We start from the raw sequence: 22000 nt of genomic DNA, 5'->3' as shown, positions 1-22000 counted from the left end.
GTGCCTCGGGGCGGTCGGGGGTCCGGAGTTTTCGAAAACTCCGGGCAAAATTCTTCGAAGAATTTTGCGGTGCGCGGGGTAGTTGGGGCATCGCCTAAAGCCTTTCGATGGAGAGGCCGCCGTCGACGGGGAGGACGGCCCCGGTGGCGAAGGCGAGTTGCCCGGTGACAAGGGGGATCACTGCCTGGCCGATGTCCGACGGCTGACCCCAGCGACCGGCCGGGACGAGGCCACCAGCGATGCGGGCGTCGTACTTGTCCTTTACGCCTGCGGTCATCCCTGTCTCAATAATCCCGGGGCGCAGCTCGAAGACGCCTATGTTGTGCGGGGCAAGGCGCAGGGCGAGGGTCTGGGCGGCCATCGCGGCGGCGGCCTTGGAGATGCAGTAGTCGGCACGCTCGGGGCTGGCCATCTGGGCTGAGACCGAGGTCACGAACGTGATGGAGCGGTAGTGTTCGCTAGGGGTGGTGAGCATCCGTTTGGCGACCTGTTGGGCCAGGAAGAAGGCTCCGCGCAGGTTGATGCCCATGATCCAGTCGAAGTTTTCCGGCGAGATGTCGAGCATGTCGCCCCGGACCTTTGCGGCGACGCCTGCGTTCTGGATCAGGGCGTCCAGGGGGCCTTGTTGGCCCTCGATGGCGTCGAGCAGCGCGGGGATCGCGGCGGCGTTCGAGAGGTCGTGCTGGTAGTAGCGGGCGTCGGGGCCGAGGGTTCGCAGGGCAGTCTGGACCGTGGCGTCTTCGGGCGCGGAGCGGGAGGCGATGGCGAGGCGGAACCCTTGGTTTGCAAGGGCTTGGGCGATGCCGAGGCCGACGCCTTGCTGGCCTCCGGTGATGAGCGCGAGGGGTTTCATGTGTGGGCTTTCGCGATGTGGTCACCGGCGCGTAGGGCGAGGGCGGCGATGGTGAGCGAGGGGTTCACGGCGGCGGAGGTCGGCAGGACCGAGGCGTCGCAGATGTAGAGGTTGTCGAGGTCGTGGGCCTTTAGGTTCGTGTCGACCACGGAGGTCTGCGGGTCCGCGCCCATGCGGTTGGTGCCGCACTGGTGGGAGGGCTTCGATTTGGGAAAGCCGCGGGAGAGGGTGATGGGCCAGCCTGCCTTGCGCATGGCCTGCTTGAGGCGCTGCACGAGGAGGTCGTGCGCTTTCGTGTTGGTCTTTCGCCAGTCGAGGACGACCTCTCCGTTGCGCCAAAGGACGCGGGAGTTGGGGTCGGGGAGGTCCTCGGACATGGCCATGATGTGGATCGAGTGTTCGGCGATGTGGTGGGAGAGCCAGAGCGGAAGGCCGGATTCCCCGGCAAGAATCGGGCCGGTGATGCGGCCGAGCATCTGGATGTTGCCAAGGGGCTCGCCGTTCGGGCCGCCGGTCAGGTAGAAGTCGTTGACCTGGATGGTTTTCTCGTAGGTCGTGCGGTTCCGGCGGAAGGGGTTGTAGGCGACCATGCCGGTCAGGTTGTGGTTCATGAAGTTGCGGCCGACCTGGTCGGATGTGTTCGCAAGGCCCTTTGGGTGGTCATCGTTGGCGGAGGCGAGGAGGAGGGCGGAGGAGAGGATGGCTCCAGCTGACAGGACGACGAGAGGGGCGGTGAGGGTTTCCTTGCGCCCTGCCTTTTCGACTTCGACGCCGGTAATGCGGCGCCCTTCGGAGAGGAGGCGAGTGACTTTGGTGTTGGTCTGGAGGGTGACGTTGGGGTGTTTCAGCGCCTCGGCCAGGGCGCAGGATTCGGCGTCGGATTTAGCGCCCGTGGTGCAGGGGAAGGCGTCCCAGCCGGTACGGGCGCGTTTGAGCCAGGCGTCGATGTCCACACCCAAAGGCAGCGCGGAGACGTGGAGGCCTTGGGCCTGGAAGGCTTGGCGGAGGGCGGTGATGTCTGGCTCGTCGGGGACGGGCGGGAAGGGATAGGGGGCGGAGTGCGGGGGCTCGGTGGGATCGCCTGCGACGTCGCCCCGGACGCGGTAGAGGGTTTCGGCCTTGGAGTACCAGGGTTCGAGGTCGGCGTAGGCGATGGGCCAGCCGGGGGTCGTGCCTTCAAGGTGGCGGAGGGGGCGGAAGTCCTCGGCCCGGTAGCGCAGCAGGACGGCACCGTAGAACTTGGTGTTGCCGCCGACATAGGCGTAGTTGCCGGGGTGGAGGGGGGCGCCGGAAATGTCGCGCCAGGTCTCGTTCGGCTTGAAGTGGCCGCGCTGGAAGATGGCGGCGGGGTCGCGGGCCTCTGGCGTGTCGCGCAAGTGGTCGCCACGTTCGAGGATCAGCACCTTTCGGCCCGTGGGGGCCAGCGCGGCGGCGAGGGTGGCACCGCCCATGCCGGAGCCGATGATGATGACGTCGGGTTGCATTCAGGCGATCCGTTCCTCGGTCTTCGGATCGAAAGCTACGGCTTTTTCCATGTTGACCGCAAAGTCGAATACTTGCCCGGGGGCGACATTCGCATCGGCGCGCATCCGGGCGATGGCGTCGCGGCCCGAAAGCGTCATTGTGACAAAGGTATCGGCCCCGGCGGGTTCGGTGACGGTAACGCGGTTCTTCAGCGCGACGATGTTACCGGACTTGCGGTCGGCGCCCTCGGGGTCGGTGATGGCTTCGGGGCGGATGCCGAGGAGGATGTCCCTGCCCTCCCAGGCGCGCAGGTCCTGGCTGAAGCGGAGGTGCTGGGGGATGCCGTCGGCGTCGGTCAGGGCGGCGTGGGGCTGGCCGTCGCGGAGGGTGACCTTGGCTGGGACGATATTCATGGCAGGCGAGCCCATGAAGGTCGCGACGAAGACGTTGGCGGGGGTGTCGTAGATGTCCTTGGGCGTGCCCAGCTGCTGGACGAAGCCCTTGTTCATCACGGCGATGCGGGTGGACAGCGTCATCGCCTCGATCTGGTCGTGGGTGACGTAGACGATCGTGGTCTTCAGCTTCTGGTGCAGCTTCTTGATTTCCGTCCGCATGTCGACGCGGAGTTTGGCGTCGAGGTTGGAGAGCGGTTCGTCGAAGAGGAAGACGTCGGGGTTCCGCACCAAGGCGCGGCCCATCGCCACGCGCTGGCGCTGGCCGCCGGAGAGCTGGCCGGGCTTGCGGTCAAGGAGGTGGTCGATCTGGAGGAGCTTCGCGACCTCGGCCAGGGCCTTGTCGCGGTCGGGCTTCGGGACGCCATGCATCTCAAGCCCGAAGGTCATGTTCTGGCCGACGGTCATGTTGGGGTAAAGCGCGTAGCTTTGGAACACCATCGCGATGTTGCGCTTGGAGGGGTGGACCCCGTTCACCACGCGGCCCTTGATGGCGATCTCGCCGGCCGAGATGCCTTCCAGCCCCGCGATCATGTTCAAAAGCGTGGATTTCCCGCAGCCAGACGGGCCGACAAGGACCAGGAACTCGCCTTCCTCGACCGCGATGTCGACGCGGTGCAGGACTTCGACCTGACCGTAGGATTTGGTGACGTTGCGGATGTCGAGAAAGCCCATTTCAGTCCTCATGTCGTTGGTGGCCCCGTCCCGGGGAGTTCGGGACAGGGCCGGTTGCCTTACCGGGCCGCCGCGATGGCGTCGGCAAGGGCGGTTGCGGCCTCTTCGGGGGTCTGGTCAGAGTTGAAGAAGGCGGTGATGGCGTCGGTTGCGGCGCCTACGACGGCGGCGTTGGCGGCGTGGGTGCCGGCGAAGGTCGGGACGGCGGTGCCGCCTGCGTCATTCGCCGCAAGCGCGGTAGAGGTCGCCTGTGCGCAGGCATCCATCGCCGACAGGTCGATGTCGGTGCGGGCCGGGATTGCGCCCTTGGCCTGGTTGAAGGCGACTTGAACTGCAGGGTCCATGATGGCAGAGGCCAGAACCTCTTGCCCCTTCACGAGGTCTGCGTCGGTCTGGGTGAACAGCGACAGCGAGTTCACCAGATAGACGAACCCGTCGCCCTTGGCCTTCGGCACCGGGATGCAGGCGTAGTCGTCGCCCGGTTTCTTCCCGGCATTGGTGAATTCGCCCTTGGCCCAGTCGCCCATGATCTGCATCGCGGCCTCGCCGTTGATGACCATGGCCGAGGCAAGGTTCCAGTCGCGACCGGGGAAGTTTTCGTCCACCATGCCGCGCAAGGTCGCCATCTGGGCGAAGACCGCGACCATTTCCGGTCCGCGCAGGGTGGCGTCGTCGAGGTCGATCAGGGCCTTCTTGTAGAAGTCCGCGCCGCCGACGCCCAGGGCGACGGCCTCGAACATGTAGGCTTCCTGCCAGGCCTGCCCACCGTGGGCGAGCGGGATGATCCCCGCCTCAAGGAACTTGGGCGCAAGAGCGTTCAGCTCCTCCCAATTCGTGGGATAGGCCGCGCCGATCTTGTCGAAGGCGGCCTTGGAGGCCCAGATCATGTCCGTCCGGTGGACGTTGGTGGGAACGGAAACGTAGTGCCCGTCGACCTTGGTGAAGTCCTTCACCGCCTGCGGCAGGGCCGCGTCCCAGCCCTGCGTTTCGGCCAGCGCGTCGACGTTGCCCAGCATGCCTTCGGCGGCCCAGTCGAGGATGTTCTGGCCTAGGATCAGCACGGCGGCGGGCGGGTTGCCGGAGGCGATGCGGGCCTGAAGCGCGGTCTTGGCCTGGTCGCCGCCGCCGCCCGCGACGGGCGCGTCGGTCCAGGTGACGCCTTCGGCCACCACCTTGTCGCGGACGGCGCCAAGGGCCGCAGCCTCTCCCCCGGAGGTCCAGAAGTGCATGACCTCGACCGAGGGGTCGGCGAGGGCCGGGCTGGCGGTGGCCAGCATCAGTGCGGTTATGGACAACATCTTCATATTCGGTATTCTTTCCTGCTGTTCGCCCTTGTCGGTGTGAATGCGGGCTTGGGTTGAACATGACCGTCGGGCGGTTGCCGCCGCCCGGCGGTCTCCTTGCTTAGGGGGAACCCCCCGCCCTCGGCCTGGGCCTCGGGCATTCGGCGCTGCGATGCGTCCACTGGACGCCTCGCTGCCGCAAGGCGGCACCGCGCCTCATCCTTTCACGCTCCCCGCCATGAGGCCGCGCACGAAGTAGCGGCCCGCGACAATGTAGACGAGGAGGGTGGGCAGCGCGGCCAGGATCGCGCCGGCGAAGTGGACGTTGTACTCCTTCACGCCCGTCGAGGACTGGACGAGGTTGTTGAGTGCCACGGTCATCGGTTGCGACGTGCCGCCGAAGGAGACGCCGAACAGGAAGTCGTTCCAGATGTTGGTGAACTGCCAGATGACCGAGACGACGGCGATGGGGCCGGAGACGGGCAAGAGGATGCGCCAGAAGATGCGGAAGAACCCTGCCCCGTCGATCATCGCGGCGCGGACAAGCTCGGTCGGGAAGGCTGCGTAGTAGTTGCGGAAGTAGAGCGTGGTGAAGCCGATCCCGTAGACGACATGGACAAGGATCAGGCCGGGCACCGATCCGGCAAGGCCGAGCTTTCCCAACACCACGGCCATCGGGATCAGGACAATCTGGAACGGGATGAAGCAGGAGAAGAGCATCAGCCCGAAGACCCAGGTATCCCCCCGGAAGCGCCATTTCGTCAGGATGTAGCCGTTCAGCGCGCCGACAATGGTGGAGATGGCGACGGCGGGGACGACCATCAGGATCGAGTTGAGGAAGTAGGGTTTGAGGCCCGTCGGCTCCACCCCGATCTGGGCGGTGGACCAGGCAGAACGCCAGGGGTCGAGGGTCCACTCGGACGGCAGGGCCATCATGTTGCCGCCGGTGATTTCCTCCAGCGGTTTCAATGAGTTCACACCCATGACGTAGAGCGGCAGGAGGTAGAAGAGCGCGAAGAGGATCAGGACCAGATAGATGAAGGCCCGCGTGATGCGCCCGGTCGAGACGGCGGTGTCTTGGGTCAGGGCGCTCATGCCTTCTTCTCCTTCAGCTCGGCGTAAAGATAGGGGACCATGATCGCGGCGATGGTCATCAGCATGATCACGGCGGAGGAGGCACCGATGCCCATCTGGTTGCGGGTGAAGGTGTAGGAATACATGAAGGTCGCCGGCATCTCGGTAGCCCGGCCGGGGCCACCGCCGGTGAGGGCGATGACGAGGTCGTAGGACTTGATCGCAAGGTGGCTGAGGATGACGAAGGCCGACAGGAAGGCGGGGCGCAGCAGGGGAATGACGATCCGCCGGTAAAGCTGCCAGTTCGAGGCGCCGTCGATCTGGGCGGCCTTCAGGATCTCGTTGTCGATGCCGCGGAGGCCCGCGAGGAACATCGCCATCACGAAGCCCGAGGTCTGCCAGACGGCGGCGAGGACGATGGTGTAGATCGCCATGTCGCCATCCTTGATCCAGGTGAAGGAGAAGCTCTCCCAGCCCCAGAGGTGCATGATCCGTTCAAGGCCGATGCCGGGGTCGAGGAACCATTTCCAGGCGGTGCCGGTGACGATGAAGCTGAGGGCCATGGGGTAGAGGTAGATGGGCCGCAGGACGCCCTCGCCCCGGATCTTCTGGTCGAGGAATATCGCCAGCATCAGGCCTACAGCCGTGCAGATGACGATGTAAAGCGAGGCGAAGATCGCGATGTTGGTGATCGCGGTGGTCCAGGCGGGAAGGGCGAAGAGTTTCTCGTAGTTCTGGAAACCCACCCAGTCGTAGCGGGGCAGCATCTTCGATCCGGTGAAGGACAGGGCCACGGTGAAAAGGATGAAGCCGTAGACGAAAAGGAGCGTCACGGCGAAGGAGGGGGCGAGGACGAGCTTCGGCAGCAAGTCCTGCAGCGTGGTGCGGAAATCGGCCTTGGTGGCCATGGGTCCCTCCTTTGGTTCTGGTGGCCAAAATCCTTGAGTAAGGATTTTGACAAATTCCTTACTTAAGGAATTTGGGTCGGGGGGGCAGCGGTGCCGCCCCCCGTTCAAGCGATTACTGCGCGGCGGCAACCGCTTCGGCCAGGGCAGCGGCAGCGGCGGCGCCGTCGGCATATTCGCCGTTGAAGGCCGCGGTGATCACGTCATAGGTCGCGTTCTTCACCGAGGCCGGGGCGGCATGACCATGCGCCATGGACCCGAAAAGCGTGCCATTGGAGTTGGCTTCCGCGAGGTCCGCCATCCCCTTCTTGCCGCAGTCGTCGAAGGCGTCGTTCGGCACGTCGGTCCGGGCCGGGACCGAGCCTTTGACCACGTTGAACGCCGACTGGAAGGTCGGGTTCATGATCGCCGAGGCCATCGCGCCCTGCGCGGCTTTCGCCTCTTCGCTTTCCACGTTGAACATGGCGAACTGGTCGGAGTTGAAGGTGACCGAGCCTTGCGTGCCGGGGAAACGGATGCAGACGAAGTCGGTGCCCGGGACCTTTCCGGCCTTCAGGAACTCGCCCTTGGCCCAGTCGCCCATCATCTGCATCCCGGCCTCGCCGTTGATGACCATAGCGGAGGCCAGGTTCCAGTCACGGCCCGAGAAGTTGTCGTCGACGTAGGAGCGCAGCTTGATCAGGCGGTTAAAAGCCTCGGCCATTTCCGGGCCGCCGAGGGCCGCGGGGTCGAGGTCGATGAAAGCCTTCTGGTAGAGGTCCCCGCCCATCCCCAGGACCACGCCGTCGAAGACAGTCGCCTCTTGCCAGGGCTGGCCGCCGTGGCCAAGGGGCGTGATCCCGTTTTCCTTCATCTTGTCGAGGACGGCGACCAGCTCGTCCCAGGTCGTGGGCGCGGCAAGGCCGGTCGCGTCAAGCGCGGCCTTGTTGATCCAGACCCAGTTGGTGGAGTGGACGTTCACGGGGGCCGCGATCCACTTGCCATCGGCTTTCGAGAAGCCCTGGAGTGCTGCGGGAACGACAGCGTCCCAGCCTTCGGCGGTGGCGACTTCGGTCAGGTCGCCGAGTGCGCCCTCACCGGCCCAGTCGAGGATGTCGAAGCCCAGCATCTGCACGGCGGTCGGCGGGTCGCCTGCCGTGACACGGGCGCGGAGCGCGGTCATCGCCGCCTCGCCCCCGCCCCCGGCGACGGGCATGTCGACCCAGCCGATGGACTTGGTGCCGAGGTCGTCCTTCAGCACGTTCAACGCGGCGGCTTCACCGCCGCTGGTCCACCAGTGAAGGACCTCCACATCCTCGGCAAATGCCAAGGACGTGGTCAGGGCAAGTGCCGCCGCGGCGGTCATCGTTCTTCCGAAAAGGCGCATGGTTTCCTCCCGTTTTGCGCATCATTGGCCCGCTCAAGGGTCAGCGGGGTCTTACCCAAGGCGCCCGTGTGCGGCCGATCCGCATGACGAGCGACTTGATTTCCATGAATTCATCCAGGCCGTAGCGGCCGATCTCACGCCCGAGGCCCGATTGCTTGACGCCGCCGAAGGTGACTTCGGGGAAGCCGTCCATCCAGGTGTTGGTCCAGACGGTGCCGGCCTGCGCCTTGCGGGCAAACTCAAGGCAGGTATGGACGTTCTCGCTCCAGACGCCCGCGGAAAGGCCGTAGTCGGCGTCGTTCACGAGGTGCAGCGCTTCGTCCAACGTGCGGAAAGTCAGGACGGTGAGGACCGGGCCGAAGACTTCCTCGCGGGCGATGGCCATGTCGGGGGTGACATTGGTCACGATGGTGGGCTGGTAGAACTGGGGGCCGAGGCCGGGCACTTGCAATGCCGCGCCGCCCAACGCGACTGTGGCCCCGGCCTTGGCTGCGGCGGTGACGTAGGCGTCGATCTTCGCGCCATGCTCGCGGCTGACGATGGCGCCGACTTGCGTGGCGGGGTCGAGCGGATCGCCGAAGGCCACTTGGCGCGAGAGGTCCACCACGCGGGCGGTGAAGGCCTCGGCAATGTCTTCGCGGACGATGATCCGGCTGCCGGAATTGCAGCACTGGCCGACGTTGAAATAGACGCCGAAGGTGACGGCGTCGGCGGCGGATTCAAGGTCCGCGTCGGGGAAGATCACCTGCGGGTTCTTGCCGCCGAGTTCGAGGGCGACTTTCTTCAGCGTACTGGAGGCGGCGGCGGCGATCCCGCGCCCGACGGCGGTGGAGCCGGTGAAGGTGACCATGTCCACGTCAGGGTGGCTGGCAAGGGTCGTGCCGACCGGCTGGCCGTAGCCGAGGACGATGTTGACCACTCCGTTGGGGAGGCCTGCTTCAAGGAGCAGTTCACCCAGGATCACGGTAGTCGAGGGCGTGAGTTCGGAGGGCTTGACGACGCAGGTGCAACCGGCGGCCATCGCGAAGGGCAGCTTCTGGGACAGGATCCAGAACGGGAAGTTCCAGGGCGTGATGATGCTGACGACGCCGATGGGTTCCTTCAGGACCACGGCGAGGATGTCTTCGCCAAGGCTGTTGTGGCTGTCGCCGTGGAGGGTGCGGGCGAGAGAGGCAGCATAGCGCCAGAGGTCGGCGGCCCCGCTGATCTCTCCGCGCGCCTGGGTGATCGGCTTGCCGGATTCGAGCGTTTCCATGAGCGCCATGCGCTCAACGTTGGCCTCGATCAGGTCGGCGACTTTCAGGAGGACCGTGGCGCGCGCCTTGCCGGAGAGAGCGCTCCAGCGCCCGTCGTCGAAGGCCTTGCGGGCGGCGGAGATGGCGGCTTCGGCGTCTTGGATCGTTCCAATTTGCGCGCGTGAAACGACGGTGCCGTGGGAGGGAGAGAGGCGTTCGGACGTGGGGCCTTGGGCAAGCCATCGCCCGTCGATCAGATGGCGGGCGTCGAAGACCGGCGGAAGGGTGGTCTGGATTGCGGGGATCAGGGTGAGGTCGAGCATGTCAGGTCCCCGGGAAGTCTGGAGTGCGTTTCTGTTGGAAGGCGGCGACGCCCTCTGCGCGGTCCTCGCTGGCGGCGATGGCGGCGGAGCCGAGCGCCTCGATCAAGGCGGCGCTGTCCTCACTTTTCCCTGCGTGGATCATCGCCTTGGTGATCTCGGTCGCACGGGGGGAGAGGGTGGCGGCTTTCTCGGCGATGGCCTGGGCTGTGGAGCAGACGTCCTCGGCGACTTCGGCTACAAAGCCGCAGGAGAGGAGGCGGTCCGCGCCGATGCGGCGGCCGAAGAGGGCCATTTCCTTGAGGAGGCCTTCGGGGATCAAGCGGGCGAGGCGTTGCGATCCGGACCAGCCGGGGACGATGCCGACTTGTGCCTCTGGCAGGGCAATGGTCGCTTTCGGCGCGATGACCCGGATGTCGCAAGCGGCGGCGAGTTCGAGGCCGCCGCCGAAGGCATGGCCGTTCAGTGCGGCGATGGTGGGTTTCGCGAGGCGCGCGAGACGGTCGAAGATGCGGTGGCCGCCGCGGACCCAGTTGCGGGCGAAGTCGGCGGGGGTCAGGCCGCCCCAGGCGTTGATGTCGGCGCCGGAGCAGAAGGCCTTTTCCCCTTCCCCGGTGACGATCACGGCGCGGAGGTCTGGGTTGGCCTCGATGGTTTCAAGGTGGCTGGCGAGTTGGTCCAGCATGTCGGTCGTGAAGCAGTTGAGCTTCGCGGGGTTGTCCAGCGTCAGGGTGGCGACGGGGCCAGCGATGTGAAGACGGACGCCGCTCATGGTTGCCACCCCATCGGGCCTTCGGTGAGGAGCTTGAGCGGCATGGTAGTGGCGTTCTCGGCGATGGAGACGCGGCCCTGGGAGGCGGCGATGATGTCGCGGGCGGGGTCGATGCCGGGCATGATCTCGGTCGCGACAAGGCCCCGGTCGGTCAGGCGGATCACGCAGCGTTCGGTGATGTAGAGGACCTCTTGCCCAGTGGCGCGGGCGCGGGTGCCGGAGAAGGTGACATGTTCGACGCGGTCAACCATCTTGCAGAACTTGCCTGGGGTGGTGACAGTGAGGCCTTGCGGGGAGAGCGAGACCCCTGCCCCGGCCTCGAACCAGCCGGAGAAGACGATCTTGCGGGCGTGCGAGGTGATGTCGACAAATCCGCCGCAACCGGCTGTGAGATAAGGCTTTTTCCCGAGTTTAGAGACGTTGACGTTGCCTTCGACGTCGATCTCCAGGAACGACAGGAACGACAGGTCGAAGCCTGCGCCCTGGAAGTAGATGAACTGCTGCGGCGAGGGGACGTAGCCCCAGGCGTTCGACGCACAGCCGAAGGCGAAGCCGGTGAGGGGCATGCCTCCCACGGCGCCCTGTTCGATGGCCCAGGTGACGGCCTCGGGGTGGCCTTCCTCCAACAGGATGCGGGGGACCATGGCCGAGATGCCGAAGCCGAGGTTGGCGGTCTGGCCCTTGCGAAGCTCCATCGCGGCGCGGCGGGCGATGACCTTTTCGACACCGTGTTCGGCCAGGGTGAAGGAGGACCAGGGGCGCATGATCTGGCCGGAGATGGCGGGGTCGTAGGGGGTTTCGCAGGTCTGCTTCTGGTCGGGGTCGATGACGATCAGGTCGACCAGGTGGCCGGGTACACGGACGTCGTGGGGGCGGAGGCTTCCGGCGGCGGTCAGGCGGGAGACCTGGGCGATGACGAGGCCGCCGTTGTTGCGGGCGGCGATGGCCTGTTCGAGACCGCCAAGGTAGGCGCCTTCGTGTTCGTAGGTGAGGTTGCCGTTTTCATCCGCCGTGGTCGCGCGCAGAATGCAAACGTCGGGCTGGATGTTCGGGAAGTGGAGCCAGGTGTCGCCCCCGAACTCGACACGCTTCACGATGGGCGCAGCGGCCCCGCGGGCGTTCATCGCACAGCCCTCGCGGATCGGGTCGGCGAAGGTCTCCATCCCAACCTTGGTCAGCACTCCGGGGCGGCGGGCGGCGGCTTCGCGGTGCATGTCGAAGAGGATGCCGGAGGGGACGTTGTAGGCGGCCACCCGGTCCTCGACGATCATCTTCCAGATTTCGGGCATCGGCAGGTTGGAGGAGCCGGAGGGGTAGGAGCCGGCCAGGACGCGGGAGAGGAGGCCATCCTGCGCGATCCAGTCCATGCCCTTGACGCCGTACATATCCCCGGCCGCGATGGGGTGGAGCGTGGTGATGCCCTTCGGATGGCCCTCGGCGCGGAACCTTTCGCCCAGGGCCTTCAGGACCAGGTCGGGGCAGCCCAGGGCGGAGGAGGAGGAGACGGTGACGACAGCCCCGTCCGCAATGCGGGAGACGGCGTCGGACGGGGAGACGAGTTTGGTCATGCGGGCACCTTCACAAGCTGGCGTTGGCCGGTGCGCGCAGCTTCGCGCACGGCCAGCGCCACGGCAAGCGAGGCGATGCCGTCTTCTCCGGTCGCAGCCGGGGTGCCCTGCCCCGCGACGGCGGCCAGGAAGTCGGTCACACCCTGAAGGTAGAGGTTGTGGGCGGAATAGGGCACGGCTTCGCGGCCCTGGGCGGTGACCAGCTCGATCTCACCCACCGGAAGCTGTGTCATCACGCCCCGCGCGAAGATGGAGCCTTCAGTGCCGTGTACCTCCAGCCCCGACCCGGCGAAGGGGTGGGTGAAGCTTTCGTGGGACATGACCATCGCGCCCGAGGGCATGGTCCAGACCGACATGGCACCGTCCTCGACCCCCTGCCCCATGCCGCTGGCGGTCATCTGGGCGACCACGGAGACCGGGGTTTCGCCGAGGAGGAAGCTTGCCACGTCGGCATCGTGGACGGTGATGTCTGGGATGACGCCGCCGCCCGCGTCAGGGTTGTCGATCCGCCAGCCCTGCAGGTGCGGCGGCAGGTGGACGGCGTGGAAGAGGCGGAGCGACAGGACCCGCCCGATACGGCCCTGGGCGATCAGGTCGCGGATGGCGCGGTGGCTGCCCGAGCAGCGCAGGTGGTGGTTGGTGGCGAAAGTGACGCCTGCGGCGCGGGCAGCGCGGACCATTTCGGCGGCTTCCTCGGCGGTCATCGCCAGGGGCTTTTCGCACAGGACATGCTTGCCCGCCGCAATGGCCGCCATGGCCTGGGCGTGGTGTTTTTCGTTGGTGGAAGAGATGTAGACGGCCCCGATCCCCAGGTCTGCCGTGACCGGATCAAGCTGCGCAAAAGCGGCGGGGATGCCGTGCTCTGCCGCAAACTCGGTCGCCCGCGCGGCACTGGTGCTGACCACAGCCGCCACATCCTGACCCGCCCCGCGCAAGGCGCCGATCATGTGCTGAGCGGCAATCGTACTTGCCCCGATCAGTGCCCAGCGCATGATTCCCCCGATTTGGTTCGTTCCAAATTACTTATGGAACGATCCAAACGACGTCAAGCCAGAAAAGCTTTGGGGATTTGTGGCCGTCACGAGTAGGGCGACAGGCTAGCGCCGGGGCTTGGAGCCGGGCTTGCGGTCGGTTGCTGGGGCCTCGGGATCAAGGTTCAGCTTCTGAAGGTCTTCCAGCAGGTCCAGCAGCGCCTCCAACCGCTTGGAGCCGAACTCGGCCTCGATCCGGCCCAGGATCGCCGCACTCTGCCCGGCATGGGCGTTGACCAATGCAAGGCCCGCCGGAGTGATCGCGACAATCGACTTGCGCCGGTCCTCGGGCGGGGTCATCCGGGTGATCAGGCCCTCCTCGACCATCGGCCCGACCATCCGCGTCAGGCTGGAAAGGAGGAGAACCGCCTCGGCGGCGACCTGGCTGAGTTCCAGCGGCCCCCGCTCCTGCAACACGCGCAGGACGCGCCATTTCTGTTCGTTGACGCCGGAGGTCGCCAGCATGCCCCGCAACGGCCCCATGACCGTTTCCCGTGCGCGCAAAAGTGCGATGGGCAGGGAGCGGCGGGTCTGGCGAAACGGGGGCGGCTGATCGGTCATATCCGGCTTATCGCCTGTTTTCGGGTGGGCGACAATGCTTGCAGGGCGGCGCGAATGACGCAGCAGGCCGGGACGGCGGCGGCACCGCCAGGGGCAGCGGATTCCGCTGGCCAGTCCAAGACCTTGCGCGCTAGGGTCGGCCCGCCCGACCCCAAACACCGAGTGTCCCGATGCCTGCCCCTGTCAACCACCTGAAACGCCGCCTTGCTGCGGGAGAGACCTTGTACGGCTGCTGGCTGGGCATGGCCGATCCTTATCCGGCCGAGATGGCGGCGACCTGCGGCTTTGACTGGCTCTTGATCGACGGGGAACATGCGCCGAACGACCTACGATCAACAGTGGCGCAGCTGGCGGTGATCGAGCCGTCGCCCTCCCTGCCGGTGGTGCGGTTGCGCGACGACGATCCGGCGCGGATCAAGCAGGTGCTGGACGCGGGCGCGCAGAGCCTGTTGATCCCGATGATCGAAAGCGCCGACCAGGCGCGGCGGGCGCTGGCGGCGACGCGCTATCCGCCCGAGGGGATCCGGGGGGTGGGGTCGTCGCTGGCCCGTGCCTCGCGGTTCTCGGCGATCCCGGATTACCTGAAGACGGCGGCCGACCAGATCTGCCTGATCCTGCAGATCGAAAGCCGCGCGGGGCTGGCGGCGCTGGACGAGATTCTGGCGATCCCGGGGGTGGATTGCGTGTTCATCGGGCCGTCGGACCTGGCCGCCGACATGGGGCATCTGGGGAACGCGGGCCATCCGGAGGTGCGGGGCGCGGTCATGGACGCGCTAGCGCGGATCGCGGCGTCGGGCAAGGCGGCGGGGGTGCTATCGACCGAGGATGCGTTCATCGCCGATTGCGTAGCGGCCGGGGCGCGGTTCGTGGGCGTCGGGATCGACGTGCTGGCCTATGTCGGCGCTTTGCGGGCGCGGGCGAAGCAGTTCGTTTCCCGGTAAGGCTCCTGCGTCGCGCCTGCGGCTTCTCCTCGCGCGAGGAGAACCGAAGGGCACGACGAGCGGTCAGACCAGCGCCAGCGCCCGGATGGGTGAGCCGGTGCCGTCCTTAATCTTCAATGGCGTGACGATCAGCACCGCGCCCTTGGGCGGCAGCTGGTCGAGGTTGCAGAGGCTGGCAAGGCCAAAGCAGTTGTCCCGATGCAGGAAGTTATGCGCCGGGAAGGGTGGGCTGAACTTGCCGGCCATGCCCGCGTCGGTGCCGATGCACTGCGTGCCCCAGCCGACGATGCCTTTCCCCAGGAGGTAGTCGATGCAGTCGGTCGACGGGCCGGGGGAATGCGAGCCGTCCTCGTAAGGATCGGGGTCCTCGTTCAGGAACAGTTCCTCGTCGTGCGACCGCTTGTCCCAGTCGGTGCGCATCAGGACCCATTCGCCCGGCCCGATTTCGCCGTGCCTGGCCTCCCAGGCCTTCACATGGGCGGCGGTGAGGAGGAAATCGGGGTCTGCGGCGGCTTCCCTGGAGCAGTCGATGACGTTGGCCGGTGCGATCAGGCGCTGGACGGAGAGGGTATCGGTGAAGCCGTCGGGGTGGTCCTTGCCCGAGAGCCAATGGTGCGGCGCGTCGAAATGGGTGCCGGAGTGTTCGCCGAGTTCCAGCCAGTTCCAGGCCCAGAAGGGGCCGTTCTGGTCGTAGGCGCTGATTGGGTGGATGGCGACCTTGGGGGTGTTGCGGGCCAGGTCCTCGGGCAGGCGAAGGATCGGAGTTTCGGGGCCGAGTTGGGCGGTGAGGTCGATGATCTTGACGCCTCCGGTGGCCAGGCTGGTGGCCAGCGCGGCGAGGGTCTCTGTGGGGTTCCCGGTCCTTTCCCCCTGCCCCGGATAGCGGCGGCGGCGGCGGGCCATCACGTCCTCGACCATGTCGAAGACGGCGTCCACGGCGCGTTCCTCGGTCACGAAGCCCGGAGACATGCGCAGGATCGGGCCGCGGAAGTCGACGGAATAGCCCTCTACCCCGAGGGCACCGACGCAGGCCGCGGCCTCGGCCTTGTCGGGCATCCGGATCATCACCGCCCCGCCGCGCTTGTGGGCTTCGCGGGGGGAATGGAGCGGGAGGTCCAGGCGGTCGGCGCGGGTGATCACCCGGTCGACGAGGCGGCGGTTGTGGGCGGCGACGTCGTTCAGGTCCTGTTTCGAGAACCATTCCATGGCGGGCAATGAAGCCAGGGCCGCGACGGAGCCGGGCGTGCCGGTGTCGAAGCGGCGGATGTCGGGGGCGTAGGCGAAGGTGTCGAGGTCCCAGGAGAAGGGGTTGTTCTGCGAGAACCAGCCGCGGCCTTCAGGGGTGAGGCTGGGGATCAGGTCCTTGTCGGCGTAGAGGATGCCGGCGCCGGGCGTCCCGCAGAGCCACTTGAGGCTGGTGGAGACGACGAAATCCACCCTCGGGTTCAGCGCGTCGAAGGGCATGAGGCCCGCGCCCTGGGTGATGTCGGCGACCATCAGGCTGCCCATCTGGCGGCCGTGGGCGACGAGGGTTTCGTAGTCCATCTTCGACGACCCGATGGAGGTGACCCAGGTCAGTAATGCGAGGCCCACGTCGGGGGTCCAGTGGGCGAGGTAGTCCTCGGTCGTGACGAGGGGGAGGCCTTCCGAGAGGGGGACGGTGGTGAGGGTGAAGCCCATCTTGGGCGCGAGGCCAGCGAGGAGGAAGTGGAGCGAGGGAAAGCAGTCAGCGGCGGCGAGGACTTTCTTGCCCTTGAGGCTGCCTTCCGGCAGCGCGCGGAGGATCTTCTGCAGGCCCTCGGTCACGTTGTCGACGGTCGTGAGGCTGCCCTTCGGGACATTGATCAGCCGCCGCCAGCGGTCGATGAAATCCTGCCGCTTGCGCAGGACATAGCCCCATTGCTTGTCGTTCGGGGCGGACCAGACTTCGGAGAATTCGGCCATCGCGCAGGCCATGTCCTCTTCCTTGCCGGGATAGATGCCGATGGAATGGTAGAGGAAATAGCCCCCCGTCGTCGTATTGCTGGCCAAGGTCTGCCGTCCTTCCCGTCCCATTGCGGAGGAAGGATAGGGCACATGCGGGGGCGTCTCAAGTTGTTTCAAGCTTGAATGATCTGGCCGGATCAATCGGCGCGATGCGGGGCGAGGGTCCGGGCCCAGTCCGAGGGGAGGTTCAGGTCGAAAACCCTTCCCGCAAGGACATCAACCGTGCCGTCCGGGTGGACCTTGAACGCTGTCGGCAGCCCTCTCGCCCGGCAGAGGGCGAGGCCCGCAGCGCAGTCCCAGAGGCCGCCGACGTGGGCCTCGATGTAGCCTTTCAGCCGCTGGGTGGCGACCAGCATCAGGGACAGCGCGCAGGAGCCGAAGATGCGGGGAGAGAGGCCTGCAGCCTCGACGGCGGCCTCAAGGGCGTGGCGGTCGGCGGCGGGCCAGCGGTCGTTGCGGCCCATGCCGATGCAGGACGGGTTGGTGGCGCGGGAGCCGGGGGTGAGGCCGGTTTCAGTGAGCGTGATGCCGTCGGTCACGGCCATCAGGCCGAGAGCGGGGGCGTAGATGCCCCCGGCGACAGGCTGGCCCTGGTCCATGAGGCCCAGGGAGATGGTCCAGAACGGGAGCCCTGAGAGGAAGTTCGAGGTGCCGTCGATCGGGTCCACGGCCCAGAAGCGACCGGTGGGGTGGCCGCCCATCTCCTCGCCGAGGATGCCGTCGCCGGGGAAGTGCTGGGCGAGGAGGCGGCGGATGGTGACCTCCACTGCGCGGTCGGCGTCGGAGACGAAGTCACCGGGGGCCTTCGCCTCGATGGTGCGGGCGTGGAGGGTGTCGAAGAAGCCTTGGGCCTGGGTGCCCGCTTCGCTGAGGATGGTGGTGAGGGTGTCGAGCATTGGCGGCTCCTCGTGCGTCTTCGACTTCTCGTCGCAGAGTGGGCGGCTCCTGCGTCGCGTCTTCGACTTCTCGTCGCAGGGCGGACGGCAGCGAGGAGTGCCGAAGGCTTCGACGAGCGGCGCGTCAGGCCTCGGGCACAGAGACCACGATCCCGTCCAGCGCCGCCGTCATCTTGATCTGGCAGGACAGCCGCGAGGTAGGTTGGCGGCCGGCCTCGGTGATGTCGAGCATGTCCTCCTCGAAGGCGCTCGGGGCCCCTGCCCTTTCGGCCCAGTCATCGGCGACGACGACGTGACAGGTCGCGCAGGATATCGACCCGCCGCATTCGCCGATGATGCCGGGGACGCCGCGGGCGGTGGCGGCCTCCATCAGGCTGGTGCCCTCGGCAACGTCCAGGGTGATCTCGCGGCCATCGGCCAGTTTCCAGGTGGCTTTCCGTAGTGCAGGCATGGGGGGGACCCTCAGACGTACCAGATGTAGTAGTCGCGCAGCGCGGGGCCTTCGAGGCCTTCGGTCTTGGTCACCTCGATCCGCTTCATGAAGAGGTGGTGTTCGACGAGTTCCGGGCCGAGGGCCTGGCCCAGCGCGGTGTCGGCCTGCAGGTCATCCATCGCCTCGGCCAGAGACCCCGCCACGCCATAGCCCGCATCGGTGCGGTCGAAGCCGTCGCCAGCCTCGGGTGGCGGGAGGTCATAGCCGTTCTGGACGCCCAGAAGCCCGGCCTGCAGCAGCGCCGCAAGCGCGGTGTAGGGGTTGCAGCTGGCGTCGGCCATGCGGTGTTCGAGGCGGGTTTTCGGGCCGCCCTCTTCCGACACGCGGACCGTCACGCCGCGGTGGTCACCACCCCAGTTGCACCAGTAGCCGGACATCGAGGCGGGCTGCAGGCGGAGGTAGCTGCCGACCGTGGGGGCCAGGAGGCCCGCAAGGCCCTTGTGATGGTGCAGCCAGCCCGAAACGACGCCTTTCGCGAGGTCGTTCATGTGGTCGGGGCCGCCCTTGGGGCCGGTTTGCAGGGCGTTCTTGCCGGCTTTGTCCGCGAAGGACAGGTTGAAATGCAGGCCCGAGCCGCCCTTTTCCAGGATCGGTTTCGGCAGGAAAGTCAGAAGGATACCGTGCTCCAGCGCCACTTCGCGCGCCATCTGGCGGAAGAGCACCATCTCGTCCACGGCCTTGACCGCCGTGTCATAGGCGAGGGTGAATTCATACTGCGGGGTGTCGTATTCGGCGGTGATGAGGTCCAGCTTGAACCCCGCTTCCTCGGCCCGGTTCCAGATCGCGTCGGTGAAACCGGCGGGGTCGGCGAAGGGGCCGGTGCCGTAGACGATGCCGCCGGGGGCATGCATGGGCGCGACGGAGCCGTCTTCAGCGATCTCGAAGGCGAAGGCTTCCAATTCGATCCCGACCTTGGGGGTCAGGCCCTTCGCCTCCCAGGCGGCAACGGCGCGTTTCAGGGCCGAGCGGGGGCAGAGGGGGATGCGTTGGCCGTCGCTGTCGTAGAGGTCGCCGGTGACGACTTTCGTGTCAGGCTCCCACCCCTGGCGGATCTCGGCGGCGTCCCAGCGCAGTTCCATGTCCGGGATGCCCTCGCGGCATTTGGTGTGGGGGGCGTCGAGGATCAGGTCCTTGTCCCAGTGGACGCTGAACGTGGGCCGCGCCATGCGGGTGCCGTCGGATTTCAGCTTGGCGGCGGGCAGGTACTTGCCACGCATCAGGCTGAGGTGGTCGCAGAACATCGCGCGCAGGCGGTCGGCCATTTTGTGTCCCCTGTTGATTATTGCAGCGTCACGCGGACGGGCAGGCTTTTCAACCCTGCGATAAAGTTCGAGCGCAGGAATTTCTGGTCGCCCGCCGGTTCGATGGATCTGATGCGCTTGGCCAGTTCCTGGAACAGGACGCGGACCTCCAGCCGGGCGAGCCACATGCCGAGGCAAAGGTGCGGGCCACCCTGCCCGAAGGCGAGGTGCTTGTTCGGCGTGCGGGCCAGGTCGACGCGGTAGGGGTCGGCGAAGACCGTCTCGTCCCGGTTGGCCGAGGCGAACCAGTAGAGGACCTTGTCGCCGGTTTGCACGGTCTTGCCGTGCAGGTCGAAGTCGCGGGTCGCGGTGCGTCGGAAGTAGGCGGTGGGGCTGGCCCAGCGGATGATCTCGTCCGCCATGGTGTCGTCGACGGCGCCGGACTGGATCAGGGGGAGAAGTTCCGGCTGGTGGGCAAGCGCCTGCAGGCCCGCGGCGATGGAATAGCGGGTGGTGTCGTTCCCGGCGGCGACGATCAGGCAGAAGAAGTTGCGGAATTCGTTCTCCGGCATCACCGTGCCGTCGTGGCCGGGCTGCAGGATCATGTGAAGGACGCCGCCCGTGTCCCCGCTGGCGGCCTTACGGGCCATCAGGTCCTTGGCGTAGAGGAAAAGCTCCGCCCCGGCGGGGGAGTTGAAAGGCATCATCCGGAACTCGTCGGTGGTGAGCTTGTCGAGGACGTGAGGGGTGAAGTCGGGATCGGTGTTGGCGATCAGCGCGTCGCCCTTTTCGACGAGCCAGGGGAGGTCTTTGTCTGGCAGGCCCACGATGCGGCCGAGCATCCGCATCGGCAGCTCGCGGGCGATTTCCTTTGTGGCGTCAAAGGTTTCCTTTTGCAGGGCGGCGTCCAGGATCGTGGTGCAGAGGTCACGGATCGACTGCTCGAAGGTGGCGATGACGGGTTTCGAGAAGGCCTTGGCGACCTTGACGCGGGTCATCATGTGCTCGGGCGGGTCGGTTTCCTGGAAGGTGCGGCGGGCGAGGTATTCCTCGTAGCTCTGATCCTCCATCCGGATACCGCGGGCCGAGGAGAGGAGGTCGGGCTGGCCGTTCAGGCGATGGATGTCCTCGTGCCGGGTGAGGGACCAGAAGCCCTGGCCTTGGGGGTATGGGGTCCAGTGACAGGGGTCTTCGCGGCGGAGGCGGGCGAAGGTGTTGTAGGGTGCGCCCTGCAGGAAGGTGTCGTGCGAGGTGAGGTCAGCGAAACCGTCATCGGTGGGCGTCCAGACTGTCATGGGTTGCTACCTCCTGCGGTTTGTATAATGATACGCATGTTAAATATGTAAAGGGAAATCTCCATGCATATCGCGGTGCTGGCAACGAACACCGATGACAGTGCCTTTGCCGCCCGCCATCCGCGGGATGTGGAGAAGTTCCGGGTGCTTTTGCACGGGGTGCGGCCGGGGTGGCGGGTGACGGCGTTTGACCTGCCGAAGGGGGAGTTTCCCGAGAATGTGCAGGGGTTTGACGGGTTCCTGATCGGGGGCAGCCCGTCCTCGGTGCATGATGAGGACACCTGGATAGTGCGGCTGCTGGCGTTGATCCGTGAGGCCCATGCGGCGGGGAAGCCCATGGCGGGGGCCTGCTTCGGGCATCAGGCGATTGCGAAGGCGCTGGGGGGGACGGTCGGGCCGAATCCGGGGCCGTTCGTGCTGGGGACGGCGGAGACGGAGGTGGTGGCCCCTGCCCCATGGATGCAGTCCGTGGCCAGGTTCCGGCTGGCGGCGGCGCATGGGGAACAGGTGACGGTGCTACCGCCGGGGGCGGAGGTGGTGGGGGTCACGCCGGGGTGTCCGGCGGCGTGCTACCGGATCGGGGACAGGGTCTTTGCGACCCAGTACCATCCGGAAATGACGCCTGCGTTCCTGGTCGCACTGGTCGAGGAATTCGCGCCGCACTTTCCGGCGGAGGTGGGGGAAGCGGCACGGGCGTCCTTGTCCCTGGGCTCGGACGGGCCGCGCTTTGCGGAATGGATCGCGCGGTTCTTCGAAGCCGCGTAAGGCACGAGTTTTCTGCGAAAATTCGAAGTTCAGGACAGCGCCGCTAGCAGGTCCATCGCGGTGACCTGGTCGAACTGGACATGGGACTGCATCATCGCCTCGGCCCCCGCCGAATCGCGGTCGGTGATCAGGCGGGCGATGGCGCGGTGTTCGGCGGCAGAGTTCGGGATCGCGCCTGGAAACCGGTAGCGCGCTCGGTAGTAGGCCAGCAGGCGACGGGCGTTCGTCTTCAGGCTTTCGAGAAGCACGCCATTGCCCGAGGCGGTGGCCACGCAGGCGTGGAAGCGCAGGTTCAACTGGTAATAGCCATCGGGGTCGCTGTCCGGGCTGGCGGCGGCCTTCGCCTCGCAGGCGCAGACGGCGGCCTCCAGTTCCTCGGCCCCCTGGCGTGACAGGCGGCGGGCGGCAAGGCCTGCTGCCTGGCCTTCAAGCTTGGCATGGACTTCAAGGATAGCGAGGAACTCTTCCAAAGTCGGGCGGAAGATCGTCGCGCCCTTGCGCGGCAGGCGGCGGACGAGGCCCAGCGCCTCGAGATACAGGATCGCCTCGCGCACCGGCGTGCGTGAGACGCCGTGAGTTTCGGAAAGCTCGGCCTCGTCCAGAAGATCGCCGGGGTTGAGCGCGCCCAGGTCGATCCGGTCCAGGATGTGCTGGACCAGGGTCGGAATCTGCGGGCCGGCGAAGGGGATGGACATGGCACTCTCTCCTTGGGGGGACCCTGCCATGCAAAGCGGCCTGCGTCGATGCCCAAGTCCCGCCTTCAGAAACCGCTTTCACTTTGAACGGCAAACATTTGCAATACTTAAGTTTATGGTAGACTGCGA

The 22000-nt window shown here is 66.6% G+C and carries 20 protein-coding genes; 2 read left to right on the top strand and 18 right to left on the bottom strand.

Annotated features, from left to right (window positions below):
• Window positions 1–94: 94 nt before the first annotated feature.
• The 12 genes from AC2EAL_RS11125 to AC2EAL_RS11070 form a co-directional block, all read right to left on the bottom strand.
• Window positions 95–853 (bottom strand): 3-ketoacyl-ACP reductase, encoded by a 759-nt coding sequence (locus AC2EAL_RS11125; RefSeq protein ID WP_484724284.1) that lies wholly within the window; start codon window positions 851–853, stop codon window positions 95–97.
• Window positions 850–2337 (bottom strand): GMC oxidoreductase, encoded by a 1488-nt coding sequence (locus AC2EAL_RS11120; RefSeq protein WP_484724283.1) that lies wholly within the window; start codon window positions 2335–2337, stop codon window positions 850–852. The genes AC2EAL_RS11125 and AC2EAL_RS11120 overlap by 4 nt, the downstream gene beginning before the upstream one ends.
• Window positions 2338–3444, bottom strand: coding sequence for an ABC transporter ATP-binding protein (locus AC2EAL_RS11115; protein ID WP_484724474.1), 1107 nt, complete (start codon window positions 3442–3444; stop codon window positions 2338–2340). It abuts the gene before it with no gap.
• A 59-nt stretch (window positions 3445–3503) separates the two neighbouring features.
• The gene (locus AC2EAL_RS11110; protein ID WP_484724282.1) at window positions 3504–4748 is read right to left on the bottom strand and encodes an ABC transporter substrate-binding protein; all 1245 of its coding nucleotides are present in this window, start codon (window positions 4746–4748) and stop codon (window positions 3504–3506) included.
• 195 nt (window positions 4749–4943) lie between these two features.
• Window positions 4944–5822 (bottom strand): carbohydrate ABC transporter permease, encoded by an 879-nt coding sequence (locus AC2EAL_RS11105; protein WP_484724281.1) that lies wholly within the window; start codon window positions 5820–5822, stop codon window positions 4944–4946.
• Complete coding sequence (locus tag AC2EAL_RS11100; protein ID WP_484724280.1) at window positions 5819–6709, bottom strand: carbohydrate ABC transporter permease; 891 nt, start codon at window positions 6707–6709, stop codon at window positions 5819–5821. The genes AC2EAL_RS11105 and AC2EAL_RS11100 overlap by 4 nt, the downstream gene beginning before the upstream one ends.
• Window positions 6710–6821: 112 nt before the next feature.
• The gene (locus tag AC2EAL_RS11095; RefSeq protein ID WP_484724279.1) at window positions 6822–8072 is read right to left on the bottom strand and encodes an ABC transporter substrate-binding protein; all 1251 of its coding nucleotides are present in this window, start codon (window positions 8070–8072) and stop codon (window positions 6822–6824) included.
• Between the two features lie 40 nt (window positions 8073–8112).
• Window positions 8113–9630 (bottom strand): aldehyde dehydrogenase family protein, encoded by a 1518-nt coding sequence (locus AC2EAL_RS11090; protein ID WP_484724278.1) that lies wholly within the window; start codon window positions 9628–9630, stop codon window positions 8113–8115.
• Between the two features lies 1 nt (window position 9631).
• A complete protein-coding gene (locus AC2EAL_RS11085) occupies window positions 9632–10399 on the bottom strand; it encodes an enoyl-CoA hydratase/isomerase family protein (protein WP_484724277.1) in 768 nt (255 codons plus the stop codon).
• Window positions 10396–11967 carry an acyl CoA:acetate/3-ketoacid CoA transferase gene (locus AC2EAL_RS11080; RefSeq protein WP_484724276.1) on the bottom strand — a complete coding sequence of 524 codons (1572 nt, stop codon included), beginning with the start codon at window positions 11965–11967 and terminating at the stop codon, window positions 10396–10398. The genes AC2EAL_RS11085 and AC2EAL_RS11080 overlap by 4 nt, the downstream gene beginning before the upstream one ends.
• Window positions 11964–12959, bottom strand: a complete 996-nt coding sequence (locus tag AC2EAL_RS11075; RefSeq protein ID WP_484724275.1) for a Gfo/Idh/MocA family protein — start codon at window positions 12957–12959, stop codon at window positions 11964–11966. Before AC2EAL_RS11075 ends, AC2EAL_RS11080 begins: the two co-directional genes overlap by 4 nt.
• A 105-nt stretch (window positions 12960–13064) precedes the next feature.
• Entirely contained in the window at window positions 13065–13559 is a 495-nt protein-coding gene (locus AC2EAL_RS11070; protein ID WP_484724274.1) for a MarR family transcriptional regulator, read from the bottom strand.
• Window positions 13560–13729: 170 nt separating this feature from the next.
• Between AC2EAL_RS11070 and AC2EAL_RS11065 the strand changes: the two genes are divergently transcribed.
• The gene (locus tag AC2EAL_RS11065) at window positions 13730–14500 is read left to right on the top strand and encodes an HpcH/HpaI aldolase family protein (RefSeq protein ID WP_484724273.1); all 771 of its coding nucleotides are present in this window, start codon (window positions 13730–13732) and stop codon (window positions 14498–14500) included.
• 63 nt (window positions 14501–14563) lie between these two features.
• Here the strand turns inward: AC2EAL_RS11065 and AC2EAL_RS11060 are convergent, their stop codons facing one another.
• From AC2EAL_RS11060 to AC2EAL_RS11040, 5 genes are all read right to left on the bottom strand, one after another.
• On the bottom strand, window positions 14564–16531 hold the full coding sequence (locus AC2EAL_RS11060) for an aminotransferase class V-fold PLP-dependent enzyme (RefSeq protein WP_484724272.1): 1968 nt from the start codon (window positions 16529–16531) through the stop codon (window positions 14564–14566).
• A gap of 92 nt (window positions 16532–16623) precedes the next feature.
• Window positions 16624–17382 (bottom strand): inositol monophosphatase family protein, encoded by a 759-nt coding sequence (locus AC2EAL_RS11055; RefSeq protein ID WP_484724271.1) that lies wholly within the window; start codon window positions 17380–17382, stop codon window positions 16624–16626.
• 124 nt (window positions 17383–17506) lie between these two features.
• Complete coding sequence (locus AC2EAL_RS11050) at window positions 17507–17833, bottom strand: 2Fe-2S iron-sulfur cluster-binding protein (protein ID WP_484724270.1); 327 nt, start codon at window positions 17831–17833, stop codon at window positions 17507–17509.
• An 11-nt stretch (window positions 17834–17844) separates the two neighbouring features.
• Window positions 17845–19137 (bottom strand): type I glutamate--ammonia ligase, encoded by a 1293-nt coding sequence (locus AC2EAL_RS11045; RefSeq protein ID WP_484724269.1) that lies wholly within the window; start codon window positions 19135–19137, stop codon window positions 17845–17847.
• A 17-nt stretch (window positions 19138–19154) separates the two neighbouring features.
• Entirely contained in the window at window positions 19155–20411 is a 1257-nt protein-coding gene (locus tag AC2EAL_RS11040) for a cytochrome P450 (RefSeq protein WP_484724268.1), read from the bottom strand.
• A gap of 63 nt (window positions 20412–20474) precedes the next feature.
• On the opposite strand from AC2EAL_RS11040, the gene AC2EAL_RS11035 reads away from it, so the two are divergent.
• Window positions 20475–21176, top strand: a complete 702-nt coding sequence (locus AC2EAL_RS11035) for a type 1 glutamine amidotransferase (protein WP_484724267.1) — start codon at window positions 20475–20477, stop codon at window positions 21174–21176.
• A 29-nt stretch (window positions 21177–21205) separates the two neighbouring features.
• Here the strand turns inward: AC2EAL_RS11035 and AC2EAL_RS11030 are convergent, their stop codons facing one another.
• Entirely contained in the window at window positions 21206–21871 is a 666-nt protein-coding gene (locus AC2EAL_RS11030; RefSeq protein WP_484724266.1) for a GntR family transcriptional regulator, read from the bottom strand.
• Window positions 21872–22000: the final 129 nt, after the last annotated feature.

The sequence above is a fragment of the Tabrizicola sp. T74 genome (genome assembly GCF_057219935.1).
Note: the sequence above shows the minus strand (reverse complement) of the source record. Positions and strands in the feature narration are given on the sequence as shown.